Source organism: Labrys sp. F242 (genome assembly GCF_057813875.1).
Genome location: NZ_JBVASG010000003.1, coordinates 258497 through 270226, shown reverse-complemented (window position 1 = coordinate 270226; position 11730 = coordinate 258497). Strand labels below are relative to the sequence as shown.

Genomic DNA, 11730 nt, shown 5'->3' with positions numbered 1-11730 from the left:
GGGGGCTTGCCCCTAGGGTAGTGCCATTCTTGCGAGCTGGCCTGAAAGGACAGGATGGCGACGATAGGAGAACGATCGTTTCCAAATAGCGGACGTCTCGGAGCCCTCATCCGTCACGCCGCCCGCGCCGGCTTGATTCTGTTGGCCCTGATCGCGCTGCCGGCCGGACTGGCCGCGCAGGAGGCTGTCGACCGCATCGGCCTGCCCGGCCCGCTCGCCTTCGACGGCACGGAATACCGGCTCGCCTGGAGCGCCCAGCCCAATCCGTCCTATTACAAGCAGGAATATCTGCCGGCCGACGAGACCGTGGCCGAATACACCAAGATGGTGCTGGTGGAACTGCTGGCCGGCGGCACGGATGTCGCCGGCGCCGCCAAGGCGCAGGTCGATTCGCTCAACCAGCGCAAAGGCGGGGATCCGCTCGTGCAGATGGCCCTGATCCGCAATGCGCCGACGGGCGAGATCCTGCTGGACTTCCTGGTCAGCCAGAAGAACCCCTGGGGCGAGTTCACGGTGGAGTGGAACGCCTATCGCTATGCGCCGCGCGGCGACGGCGTCATGCTGTTTGCGATCAGCCGCCGCGCTTATGGCAACGAGGCCGCCAAGGCCTTCCTGGGGCGGCTGAAGACCGGGCGCCCCGCCGACATCGCCAAGTTGGCCCGCTACGAACTGCCCCCATTGCGGCTCCAGGGCGATTCGCAGCAGGCCGGCTCCCCTTCCCCGCCGAGCTATGGCCGCAAATAGAGCCAGCCCTCGCCCTGGAGTTCAGCCAGCAGGACGACGCCGCCCTTCTCCGCCACCGCAAAGCCGGGCAGGAGGTCGGCAAGGCTGAGTTTCATGCCTTCCAGCGTGTGCCGGCAGGCGTGGAAGGCGACGCCGTCCTGCATGAGCCGGCCGAAACGCGCCTTGAAATCCTGGTTGCCGCCATCCGCCCGGAAGGCTCGCAGGGCCGGGCCATGCACCACCACGGCCAGTTTCACGCCGTCGGGACCGCCCATGCCGTCGATATGATTGCGCAGATTGCCGAGCACGAAACCGGCCTTCTCCAGATCGGCAAGGTGATAGGCGATGCGCGGCACCGGCTTGGCCTCGGCGGCGAAGGCAGCATCCGCCCCCGCGACGAGAATGGCCGGGCCGCTTGCCAACATGGCCCTCACGGCGGTTCTACGATCCATGTGAGGCTCTCCAAGAGCGTTTTCCAGAAAAGGAGCGTTTTCCAGAAAATCGATAGGCTTTACGACCAATAAAGCGCTTTAAAACAAAGAGTTAGGGCACAATACGGTTAGCTTCGATCCGCTTCACTGGCCGCGGCGCAGCATCGCCTTCTCGTTCTCGTCCCCGACCAGGGACAGGCAGTCGGTCAGCGCGGTGCGGTCGAGCCGGAACAGCTTGTCGTCCGCGCCGAAGCGCTTGCGCTCATCGCTGTCCTCGCTGTCGCTGCCGGCCTTCCAGATGCGCGCGCCGTCGGGAATGGCGACCAGGACGGATTTTTCATTTTTGAGCCGCACGTCGATGGCTCCGCCGTCGCAATCGACGCTGCAATGGGCGATCGTCGCCTTAGCCGCAGGCGCAGCAGAAGACCCGATTGCACCGCAGCCCCCGAACGTCTCGAAATGCGTGCCGGCCTTGCGGAAGGTGACGCCCAGCCCGAGCGTATAACCGGGATCGGCACCCTCTTCCGCCGATCCGGTGACCAGCAGTGTCATGGTGCGCACATTCTGCTGGGGATGGCTGCCCAGATGCGGCGCATCATAGGCGCGCCGATAGCAGGCATGGATCCTGTCCTTGTCGATGGTCCGGCCGAAGACCTGGCGCTGGAAGGCCTCGTCGGGTGCCGAACCAGCCGCCAGGGCTGTTGACGCCGTGCCGGCCATCAGGATGAGGACGGCCTCCGCCAACACAACACGCATCAGGAAATGATGTCTCATGCGGCCCTCCAGAGGCGATGCGCAGCTCGGAACACCCTACGCCGTTGCGAGCGCGCTGTCCGTGCGCTCGCGCATTGCCATGCCAGATTACGAAGATCTTCTTCGATAGCAGCCGCTATCAGCCGTTGATCGGAAAGCGCACCACCCGGCTCGGTTCGTCCTCCCCTGTGCCGGGATCATCAGGCACCGGATGCGACGGCACCACCGGCATGGGCGGCGGCGGGCGGCGCGGCGGCGGCTTCAACGGCTCGGGCTTGGATGGTTCGGGCGACAGGACCTCGATCTTGGCTGGCTCAACCTTGATGGGCTCGACCTTGGCTGGCTCGACTGGTATCGGCGGCGCGGCAGCGGCCGGTTCCACGGGCTTCTCGACCGCGGGCGGCGGCGTCTCGACCGGCCTGACATGCGCCTCGACCAGCCTGGGCTGCTCGGGTTCATCCACATCGGCCAGGACGTCATCGGCATAGGACACCACCGGCGCGCCAAGGCGCTCGACCGGCGTCTTCCACTCGAACGCATCGATCCGGCCGGTGACGGGTGAGACCGGCAGCCAGACGTCGGATACCATGCCGTCGGCGGTCCAGACCGGATCGCGCGGCGCCCGCACGGCACGCGACAGCCATTCGCGGACCTTGCCGGTGGCGCCGTGCTCGGCCTCTTCGATATCGGCCATCAAGAGGCAGACACGCTCGGTAGCGCCCGATGCCAGCAGCGGCGACAGCGCCGAGCGGGCGACCGCGAAATCGCGGGCTGAGAGAGCGGCGCGGGCCAGCGCAATCGCCGCCTCCGGATTGCCGGCCATCTGGGCGGCGAGCGTCTGGACGCGGGCATAACGGTCACGGGCGGAATCGCCGAGCCGGACATTGGTATAGGCTTCGGCGATGTCGGGATGCGGCTGCAGGCGCCAGGTCGTCTCCAGCACCTTGGAAGCCTTGCGGATATCGTTGCCCTCCGAGAGCAGCTTGGCCGCCAGCACCGCCGCGGGCACCAGGCCTGGGGCAAGCTTGAGCGCTTCGAGCACGCTGGCCTTGGCGCCCGCGCGATCGCGCTCCGCCTGCTCGATCGCCTGGGCGGTCAGCAGCACGGCACGATGGCGCTTGGCCGTCTCCTTGTCGATAAGACGATGATTGGCGTTGCGCGCCAAAGTCGAGAGCGCGCCGCTCCAATCCTTCTCGATCGACTGGAATTCGAGCAAGGCTGTGCCGGCCCAGGGCAGGGTCGGCGAGGTCTTCACCGCTTCGGCGGCGAGTTGGCGGGCAGCGTGAGCATCGCCACGTCGCCGCGCCTCGACGAAGAGGCCGCGCAGGCCGAGGGGCTTGGTCTCGGCCTCCGAAAGCATGGCGCGGAAGGCGGCCTCGGCGCCGGCGCGGTCCCCCGAAAGCTGCGAGGCTTGCGCCCGCAGGAGCAGGGCCAGCGGCTCCGAACCAAGGATGCGCTCGGCATCAACAGCCTGGCGCTGGGCACGGCGGACATCGCCCGAACCGACGGCGATCATGCCCTGCGTCACCGCATTGAAGCCCTTGGAGCGGCGGCGGGTGCGGAAATAGCCGGCGACATTGGCAGGCGAACGCAACAGCCAGCGCAGGAAGCCGATAACAGCCATCAGCACGCCAACGAGCACCAGCACGGCGACGGCGGCCCAGACCAGCTTCACCTTATAGGTTGTCAGCCCAACGGTCAGGGAGACATCGCCCGGCCGGCTGGCGAGCAAATAGAGCCCGTAAGCCGCGAGAGCGAGAACGAGGACAGTGACAAGAGCCCGGATCATCGACGCCTCACGGATGAGAGAATTTCTGCAGGGCGGCGCCGGTCTGCGCCTTGATCAAAGCGAGGGCTTCGGCGGCACCCGCAGCCTGGGTGAGCCAGGCGGCACCGGCCTGCTGGCCCGCCTCCGGCATCGCCTTGAAGGCCGCGATGGCTGCGGTCAGATCGCCCGCGTGCAGGGCCTTCGAGACCTTTTCGGCCGAGGCGACCGGATCGCCATCCCCCCCCTCGCCGTCGCGCGTGACGGTGACGATGTTGCCGAGGCTGGCGGTGATCCGATCCATCACGCCCGCATCCGACGACAGGGGTTCGGGCTTGGGTGTGAGCGCCGCCTCGATCTGCGGCTTCAGCGCATCATAGCTGGTAGCCAGGGCCTCGATCGACGGCACGCCCGTCGAGGCAAGGCCCGTCAGCGGCGCCAGGGCTTCTGCATTGCCGCCGAGCCCGGTGGCCGTCTGCAATTCGGTGGCGAAGGGTTTGCCGCTGCGGATGGCCTCGCTGAGTTGTCCGAGCGCGACGGCATAGGCGGCCGCCTTGTCCGGCGTCGCGCTGGCCGCCTGCTTGACCTGCGCGAGTTCCTGCGACAGGCCGTTGGCTGCGGTGCCGACCTGGCGCAGGCCGTCGCCGAGGGTGGCGATCTCGCCTTCTGCCTTGGCGAGGCGCTCGGTCAGGCCGGAAACGTCGGGTCCAGCCGGAGGCGCGACCGAGGCGGACGTGCCGGCGGAGGCAGCCGCCTTCTGGGCTTCGCCTGCCAGGGCGAGGGCATTGTTCGCCGCTTCCTGTGTCGTCTTGGCGCCGGTATCGAGGGCGGCGAGGCGGCTGAGGGCCTCACCCGTGGTCTTCTTGGCGGCAGCGGCGTCCTGCTCGGCAATCGCCAGCCGGGAGGCCAGCCCGTCATCGCCGCCGCTCTTGCCGAGCGGGACGACGCCAAGGGCGCCGGCCAGCAGCACCAGCACGCCGCCGGCGATACCACCCGCCAGCGCCGCAGCTAGGGTCGACAAGCCCGAACGTTGAGGTGGTGGAGGCGGAGGCGCGAATTCGGATTCAGGTCGAGGCGTGGGAGAGGCAGCCTCCGGTTCGGGGGGCGCCTCGGTGCGCGGCGTATCGCCGCTGGCCTGTACGCCATCGGCGGACGGGCGCGCCCAGATCGACGGGCCCGCCGCCTCCCCGGCATCCGCCGCGGCGGCAGCACCGGTTTCCTCGGTCTTCGGCGCCTCGCCGGTGGCGGGCTGTACCTCGGCGGCAGATTCGGGACTGAAGGCAGATGCTTCCCCGCCGGCGGCCTGCGCCGGCGAAGCAGTCGAGGTTGCGGGCGATTCGGCGACTTCGGTGGCGCTCAAATCCAACGTCGCGGGACCGAGGCCTGCGCTTTTCTGCTTTTTCGGCCTGCCTTGCGTGCTGTCTTCCCGTGCCATGCGACCCCCATGGAGACCCCCAACGGGCCCAGCCTATAGCATGAAAACCCGACAAGCCAATTTGCCCAAACCGAAGCCCGCTGGACAGCCACCGGCGTAAAGGCAGGCAGGAAACGGGCGCTATCCGATTGTGAAAACCTCCGCCTGTTCCAATCGTTCCGCACGGTGACGGGCCAAGGCAAGGCCTCCTGGCCGCGAGGATATTCAAGCGATCCCATGCCAGCGATTGATCCGCTTGCGGTTTCGGTGTCGGTGTCGGTGATCGATATCGGTCACAGTCGCTCCGTCTTGCCGCCAGGAACTTGCGGCGGGAGCCGGCTCCCGGCGCGACGGGCATCACGGCCATGAAGGACAATTGGCGGCGCAGCCGCCTCGACAGGGAAGAACCGCAGAGATGACGCAGAATGATCGTCTGACGCTCCAGCACATCGTCGAGCATGTCGATGCGAAGGCGCAATCCTTCTGCGCCTTGAGCGATCGCATCTGGCACATGCCCGAACTCGCTTTCGAAGAGCAGCGATCCTGCGAGGAGCATATTGCGGCCCTGATGGCAGAGGGTTTCCGCATCACGCGCAAGGCGGGTGGCATCGAGACCGCCTTCATGGCCGAATATGGCGAGGGCGGACCGGTGCTGGCCTTCCTGGGTGAGTATGATGCCCTGCCGGATCTGTCCCAGGCCAGCGGCGTCGAGAAGGCCGAACCGCTGCAGCGCGGCGGTCCCGGCCATGGCTGCGGCCACAACCTCCTCGGCGCGGGCGCGGCCCTGGCCGCGGTGGCCTTGAAGGATGCGCTGGCCGCGGCGGGTATCGAGGGCCGCGTGCGCTATTACGGCTGCCCCGCCGAGGAGAGCGGCTCGGGCAAGAGCTTCATGGCCCGGGCCGGCGTATTCGACGATGTCGACGTCGCCTTCTGCTGGCATCCGAGCGTCGTCAACGAAGTCGTGGCCGCCTCCAGCCTCGCCTTCATCCAATGCTATTTCCGCTTCGCCGGCCGTGCTTCACACGCGGCGGCCAGCCCACATCTCGGCCGCTCGGCGCTGGACGCGGTGGAACTGATGAACATCGCCGTCAATTATATGCGCGAGCATATGCCGGCGGAGGCGCGTATCCATTACGCCGTCACCAATAGCGGCGGCATCGCGCCCAATGTCGTACAGGCCAATGCCGAGGTGCTCTATCTGGTGCGCTCCCCCGATATCGCCGATACCAAACGCCTGTTCGAACGCGTCAAGAAGGCGGCCGAGGGCGCCGCGTTGATGACGGAGACGCAAACCAGTTTCCAGGTAACCGATGCCGGGCTCAATCTCGTGCCCAACGAAACCCTGCTTGAAGCCATGCACGACAACATGATCCGCATCGGCGCCCCGGCTTTCGACGGCGATGACCATAACTTCGCCGAGCGGCTACGTCGGGCCAGCCTGTCGGACGAAGACATTGCCGCAAGCGTGGCGCCGCATGATCCGGCCTTGGCCACCCATAGCCTGCACGAGGGCATCCTGCCTATGGCCCGGAGGGCCAGCGTGCAGATGGGCAGCACGGATGTCGGCGACGTCAGCTGGATTGCGCCGACGGTGCAATGCCACACCGCCTGCTTTGCGATCGGCACACCCTTTCATAGCTGGCAATTGGTGACGCAGGGCCTGGAGCCGGCGGCCCATAAGGGCATGGTCGCGGCGGCGAAGGTGCTCGCCAGCACGGCGGCCGACTGCCTGAGCAAGCCGGACTTGATCGCCAGGGCGAAAGCCGAACTCAACCGGCGCACCGGCGGCCGGCCCTTCGAAAGTCCGATTCCGCCGGAAATCCTGCCCGAACATCTCCATTCGAGCCAGGGCCGCTGATCGCGCCTTGCTGCAACTCGTCGTTCCGGGAGGCGCTCAGATCAACGCCAGCAGCGCATCCTCCTCCGGACGCGCGGGAAAGGCGACCTCGACGGCGCCGGTGGCCGATATCACCTCGGCCACCTTGCGCGACAGGCACAGATGCCGCGCCGGCAGGCGCGCCACGGCTTCGGCACCACCGGCGCAGGCGATGAAGGCCTCCGCCGTGCGCGCGGAGTAATGCAGCACGGCATCGAGCCCGCCCTGCGTCAGCGCCGCCTGGGTCTCGGGCCGGAACCGCGCCGCCTGATGCGCGGTGTAGACGACGGCGAGTTCGATGCGATGCCCCATGCCCGCGAGAGCCCCGACGAGATCGCCGGTGCGGTCGGCCCCAGCCAGATAGAGGGCACGGTGCGGCTCGCGCCAGGCCTCTCGGACATGGGTGATCAGGCTGGCCACATCGCGCCCGAAGGTCTCGACGTCTTCAAAACCCATGGCGCGAGCAACGGCCCCGGTACGACGGCCGACTGCGATCAGGGGCGTGGCGGTCAGCCCCTGGAATTCCGACCGCTCGTAAAGGGCGGCCAGGGCATTGCCGCTGGTGACGATGAGGGCATCGAAGCGTCCGATCGGCAGGGCGTCGCCGCCGAACACGATCTCCAGCATCGGCTCGATCACCGGCTCATGGCCCAGCCGCGCGAGAACCTTCGCCGTCTGCTGTGCCTCCTCGATCGGCCGGGTGACGAGTATGCGCGCCATCATTGTCCTTCCGCTCGATACGCCGCCGGCCGCGTGATCGGCGCGACAGGAAGGCCATTTCGCTCGCCACCGGATGATCAGCCGGCAAAGAATCCTTCGCCGCCCAGAGCGTGCAGTTCCTCGCCGGCCGAGCGCCCGAGCGCCTCCGCATCGGCGACGCGGCCGCTGCGCTGGGCCTCGTGCACCTCGCTGCCGTCAGGCTTGAGGATGAGGCCGCGAAAGCGGATGGCATCCCCCTCCACCACGGCATGTCCGGCGATCGGGGTGCGGCAGGAGCCATCCAGGACGGTGAGGAAGGCTCGCTCCAGCTTCACGGCCAGATGGGTGTCGCGATGGTCGATGCCGGCGACGTGGCGGATGGTGTCGCCATCGTCAGCCCGGGTTTCCAGGCAGATGGCGCCCTGGCCGACGGCTGGCAGGAAATCCTCTTCGGAGAGGATGGCGCTGGCATGGCCGATGAGGCCGAGCCGCTTCAGGCCAGCCACCGCCAGCAGCGTGGCATCGGCCTGCCCCTCGGCGAGCTTGCGCAGGCGCGTCTCGACATTGCCTCGGAACAGCACGGTCTGAAGATCGGGCCTGAGATGCTTGACCTGGGCCTGGCGCCGCAGCGCCGCCGTGCCGACCACGGCGCCCTGCGGCAGCTCGGCGAAGGTGGCGATGCCGGGTGCGATCAGCGCATCGCGGACATCCTCGCGCTCCAAAAAGCCCGCGAGCACCAGGCCGTCGGGCAGCACGGTCGGCATGTCCTTGCAGGAATGCACGCCGATATCGATCTCGCCATCTTCCAGCGCCCGCTCGATCTCCTTGGTGAACAGCCCCTTGCCGCCGACTTCCGAGAGTGGCCGGTCACGGATCATGTCGCCGGAGGTCTTGATCACCCGGATCTCGATACGCTCGGGCGCGATCTCCAACAGGCCGGCCAGCAGGGCCTGCGTCTGCCGGGCCTGCGCCAATGCAAGCGGACTGCCTCGCGTGCCGAGGCGCAACAGAATGGACACGATCGATATTTTTCCCAAACAGCTCGCGGCTGCTTAACGCCGGAGGTTAGGGGAGTCAAAGGCGAGCTTATGGAGAAAGATCACAAAGCCCGCATGACGGTGGGCGATATGCCCTGGACATCGTTCGGCGCGTCGACATCCGGAAGAGGCTGCAACAAATGCCTGCGCTAGTGCCGCACCGGCGAGGAGCCCCCGGTCGTGGCAAGCCAGAGGCCGAGGGCGGTATGCAAAGCCTCGGCAGCTTCGGGAGAGAGGGGCACCTTCAAGACGGCGTTCCCGTCGAAATGGAACTCGGCGAGCACGAAGTTGCCGCTGGGGGGGGAGGCGAGGCGCAACAGGCTGGTCAGCACCGGTGCTTCGATCGCTCCGCTCTTGCTCTCGAGGTCATCGATATCATCCATCATGTCGACCTACCTTGTTCCCCGGCCCAGGCGCGTCACCGCGGCACTGTCGGCGTTCGGCGTGAGATCATCGTGACAAGCCGGCCTGCCTCAGCGGGTCCGCTTCACGCGAAATCTGGTCATGACCAAGCCGCTCGCCCTGCTTCCAATCGGCTATTTCACTTAACCGGACCGGAAACAAAAAATTCAACAGAGCCATACAGTTAGCATCTTGTACGGATTTATAACACCCCTTGTCGTTTCTTCGATAGAGCAAAATCGCCACAGTCCGTCTCAAATCGACTCGCCCCTGCACTCCTCCCCGATTGGCCCTGCGAAAAAAATCCGTCGCCCGATGTCGGCCGGCCCCGCCGGCCAGCGTCCTTTGCGCGACGCCCCACGAGCGAAAAACGGCTCGCGCGACCCGAAACCAGAACCATCGGACCCATCCGTCGAGACAGGAGTGACGACCATGCCGCAAGCCTCCATCCTGAAATCCCTGCTGGCCGCCCTGGTGATCGGCGTCGGCAGCCTTTCCGTCGCCATGAGCGCGGCGATGGGCGCAGAGACGGCGACGACCGACCAGGCGCCGGCCAAGAGCGGCCATATCGAGGCCGGCGGCGTGAACTATTATTACGAGATACGCGGCAGCGGCGAACCGCTCCTCCTGCTGCATGGCGGCCTCGGCTCGATCGACATGTTCCAGCCGGTCATGCCGACGCTGACCGCCCATCGCCAGATCATCGCCGTCGATCTCCAGGGCCATGGCCGCACGCCGCTCGGCAAGCGCCCGATCGATCTGAAGGCCATGGGCGACGACATGGGCCAGATCCTCGCCAAGCTCGGCTACGGCCAGGTCGACGTGTTCGGCTACTCCATGGGCGGCGGCGTCGCCTTCCAGCTCGCCGCCCAGCACCCCGACAAGGTGCGGCGGCTGGTGCTGGTCTCCGCAGGCTTTGCCCAGAACGGCTTCTATCCCGAGATGCTGCCGATGCAGGCCCAGGTCGGCGCCGGCATGGCCGAGATGATGAAGGCCACGCCGATGTACCAGTCCTATGTCAAGGTCGCGCCCGATCCGGCCGAATTCCCACGCCTGCTCGACGCCATGGGCGCCCTGATGCGCAAGCCCTATGACTGGTCGTCCGACGTGCCGAAGCTGACCATGCCGGTGATGCTGGTCTTTGGCGACAGCGACATGTATCGCCCCGAGCATGTGGTCAAGTTCTACCAGCTCCTCGGCGGCGGGCTGCATGATGCCGGCTGGCAGCGCGAGCATATGGCCAAGAACCGTCTCGCCATCCTGCCGGGCCTGACCCATTACGACATCTTCCTGTCGCCGCAGCTCACGGCAACCGCCCTGCCCTTCCTCAACGGCAAGAGCGAGAACGCCAGTTGGAGCGACCAGACCGGCAAGTGACCGCCGCGGGCCCCCAGCCCGGAAAGGGACTTGAACGAAGCGGGTTTGTTGCCGATTGTCCGAAACCTTCCCGCTTCGGAGCTTTCCTCATGCACGGCCAGCCTTCCCCCGCCATCGACCAAGCCCGTACGGAGCGCCTCGATGCCGTGATCGACGCCGCCATCGCCGAGGAGCGCATCGTCGGCACCGTGGTGCTGGTGGCCGAGGCGGGCGAGATCGTCTATCGTCGCAGCGCCGGTCATGCCGATCGCGAGGCCGGCACGCCGATCGCGGAGGACACCATCTTCCGCCTCGCCTCTGTGACCAAGCCGATGGTGGCGGCCGCTGCCCTGGCACTGGTCGAGGCCGGACAGCTCGGCCTCGACGACCGCGTAACACGTTACCTTCCGAATTTCCGCCCCAGGCTCGCCGATGGCAGCGAGCCGGTGATCACGGTGCGCCATCTTCTCAGCCACACCGCAGGCCTGCGCTATGACTACGATGCCGCCGCCGATATCGCCGACGGCCTCGACCGGCTCGGCCGCGGCATGGCGGAAAATCTCAAGAAGATCGCAGCCCAGCCGCTGGCCTTCGCGCCCGGCAGCGCCTGGCGCTATTCGGTAGCGATCGACGTGCTGGGCGGGCTGATGGAAAAGGCCGTCGGCAAAAGCCTGCCTGAGATCGTGGCAGAACGCATCACCGGGCCGCTCGGCATGGCCGACACCGAATTCGTTGCCACCAAGCCCCAGCGCCTGGCAACCGCCTATGCCGATGGCGTGCCCCACCCGGTGCGCATGGGCGAGATCCAGCGCGTATGCCACAATGGCTGGTGGCTCACCTTCGCGCCACAGCGCGCCTTCGACGCCACCGCCTTCCCCTCCGGCGGTGCCGGCATGGTGGGCACGGCCGGCGATTTCCTCAGCTTCCTCGAAGCCGTCCGCGGCGGCGGGGCGCCGATTCTCTCACCGGAGAGCCAGCGCCTCCTGAGCGAGGATGCGATTGCCGACCTCGACATCGACGATCCCGGCTGTGGCTTCAGCCTCGGCTGGTCGATCCTGCGCGATCCCGCCGCTGCCGGCATGCCCGGCTCGCCAGGATGCTGGCAATGGGGCGGCGTCTACGGTCACAGCTGGTTCGTGGATCCGGCACGCGGGCTTTCGGTGGTCATCTTCACCAACACGGCGGTCGCCGGCGTCGGCGGCGCCTATCCCGACGCCCTCCGCGCCGCCGTATACGGCTAGGGTGTTTTGCGATTTGGTGCCCCCTGATCCGCG

The 11730-nt window shown here is 67.1% G+C and carries 11 protein-coding genes; 4 read left to right on the top strand and 7 right to left on the bottom strand.

The window, feature by feature from the left end:
- Positions 1–54 precede the first annotated feature (54 nt).
- Positions 55–744, top strand: a complete 690-nt coding sequence (locus ACZYTC_RS20955; RefSeq protein WP_488990456.1) for a hypothetical protein — start codon at positions 55–57, stop codon at positions 742–744.
- Here ACZYTC_RS20955 and ACZYTC_RS20950 read toward each other — a convergent pair.
- The 4 genes from ACZYTC_RS20950 to ACZYTC_RS20935 form a co-directional block, all read right to left on the bottom strand.
- The gene (locus tag ACZYTC_RS20950; RefSeq protein ID WP_434958583.1) at positions 729–1175 is read right to left on the bottom strand and encodes a DsrE family protein; all 447 of its coding nucleotides are present in this window, start codon (positions 1173–1175) and stop codon (positions 729–731) included. The two genes, ACZYTC_RS20955 and ACZYTC_RS20950, sit on opposite strands and share 16 nt — an antisense overlap.
- A 123-nt stretch (positions 1176–1298) precedes the next feature.
- Positions 1299–1928, bottom strand: coding sequence for a hypothetical protein (locus ACZYTC_RS20945; RefSeq protein ID WP_488990455.1), 630 nt, complete (start codon positions 1926–1928; stop codon positions 1299–1301).
- A 118-nt stretch (positions 1929–2046) separates the two neighbouring features.
- Entirely contained in the window at positions 2047–3696 is a 1650-nt protein-coding gene (locus tag ACZYTC_RS20940) for a heme biosynthesis protein HemY (RefSeq protein ID WP_454811143.1), read from the bottom strand.
- A 7-nt stretch (positions 3697–3703) separates the two neighbouring features.
- Entirely contained in the window at positions 3704–5032 is a 1329-nt protein-coding gene (locus ACZYTC_RS20935) for a COG4223 family protein (RefSeq protein WP_488990454.1), read from the bottom strand.
- A gap of 469 nt (positions 5033–5501) precedes the next feature.
- Between ACZYTC_RS20935 and ACZYTC_RS20930 the strand changes: the two genes are divergently transcribed.
- Positions 5502–6944, top strand: a complete 1443-nt coding sequence (locus tag ACZYTC_RS20930; protein ID WP_488990453.1) for an amidohydrolase — start codon at positions 5502–5504, stop codon at positions 6942–6944.
- Positions 6945–6980: 36 nt separating this feature from the next.
- Here the strand turns inward: ACZYTC_RS20930 and ACZYTC_RS20925 are convergent, their stop codons facing one another.
- The 3 genes from ACZYTC_RS20925 to ACZYTC_RS20915 all read right to left on the bottom strand — a co-directional run bounded on the left by ACZYTC_RS20925 (position 6981) and on the right by ACZYTC_RS20915 (position 9084).
- Entirely contained in the window at positions 6981–7685 is a 705-nt protein-coding gene (locus tag ACZYTC_RS20925; protein WP_488990452.1) for a uroporphyrinogen-III synthase, read from the bottom strand.
- A 74-nt stretch (positions 7686–7759) separates the two neighbouring features.
- Positions 7760–8683, bottom strand: coding sequence for a hydroxymethylbilane synthase (hemC, locus tag ACZYTC_RS20920; protein ID WP_488990648.1), 924 nt, complete (start codon positions 8681–8683; stop codon positions 7760–7762).
- A gap of 164 nt (positions 8684–8847) precedes the next feature.
- Positions 8848–9084: a hypothetical protein gene (locus ACZYTC_RS20915; RefSeq protein WP_434958589.1), complete on the bottom strand. Its 237-nt coding sequence runs from the start codon at positions 9082–9084 to the stop codon at positions 8848–8850.
- Positions 9085–9532: 448 nt separating this feature from the next.
- Here ACZYTC_RS20915 and ACZYTC_RS20910 point away from each other — a divergent pair, with 448 nt between their 5' ends.
- Together ACZYTC_RS20910 and ACZYTC_RS20905 are read left to right on the top strand one after the other, a co-directional pair.
- Positions 9533–10477, top strand: coding sequence for an alpha/beta fold hydrolase (locus ACZYTC_RS20910; protein ID WP_488990451.1), 945 nt, complete (start codon positions 9533–9535; stop codon positions 10475–10477).
- A gap of 89 nt (positions 10478–10566) precedes the next feature.
- Entirely contained in the window at positions 10567–11697 is a 1131-nt protein-coding gene (locus ACZYTC_RS20905) for a serine hydrolase domain-containing protein (RefSeq protein WP_488990450.1), read from the top strand.
- Positions 11698–11730: the final 33 nt, after the last annotated feature.

Excerpts from the sequence above, each read along its gene's own strand:
- ACZYTC_RS20910 (WP_488990451.1), top strand. The coding sequence starts at position 9,533 with ATGCCGCAAGCCTCCATCCTGAAATCCCTGCTGGCCGCCCTGGTGATC.
- ACZYTC_RS20945 (WP_488990455.1), bottom strand. The coding sequence starts at position 1,928 with ATGAGACATCATTTCCTGATGCGTGTTGTGTTGGCGGAGGCCGTCCTC.
- ACZYTC_RS20950 (WP_434958583.1), bottom strand. The coding sequence starts at position 1,175 with ATGGATCGTAGAACCGCCGTGAGGGCCATGTTGGCAAGCGGCCCGGCC.
- ACZYTC_RS20955 (WP_488990456.1), top strand. The coding sequence starts at position 55 with ATGGCGACGATAGGAGAACGATCGTTTCCAAATAGCGGACGTCTCGGA.
- ACZYTC_RS20925 (WP_488990452.1), bottom strand. The coding sequence starts at position 7,685 with ATGATGGCGCGCATACTCGTCACCCGGCCGATCGAGGAGGCACAGCAG.
- ACZYTC_RS20940 (WP_454811143.1), bottom strand. The coding sequence starts at position 3,696 with ATGATCCGGGCTCTTGTCACTGTCCTCGTTCTCGCTCTCGCGGCTTAC.
- ACZYTC_RS20915 (WP_434958589.1), bottom strand. The coding sequence starts at position 9,084 with ATGATGGATGATATCGATGACCTCGAGAGCAAGAGCGGAGCGATCGAA.
- ACZYTC_RS20905 (WP_488990450.1), top strand. The coding sequence starts at position 10,567 with ATGCACGGCCAGCCTTCCCCCGCCATCGACCAAGCCCGTACGGAGCGC.
- ACZYTC_RS20930 (WP_488990453.1), top strand. The coding sequence starts at position 5,502 with ATGACGCAGAATGATCGTCTGACGCTCCAGCACATCGTCGAGCATGTC.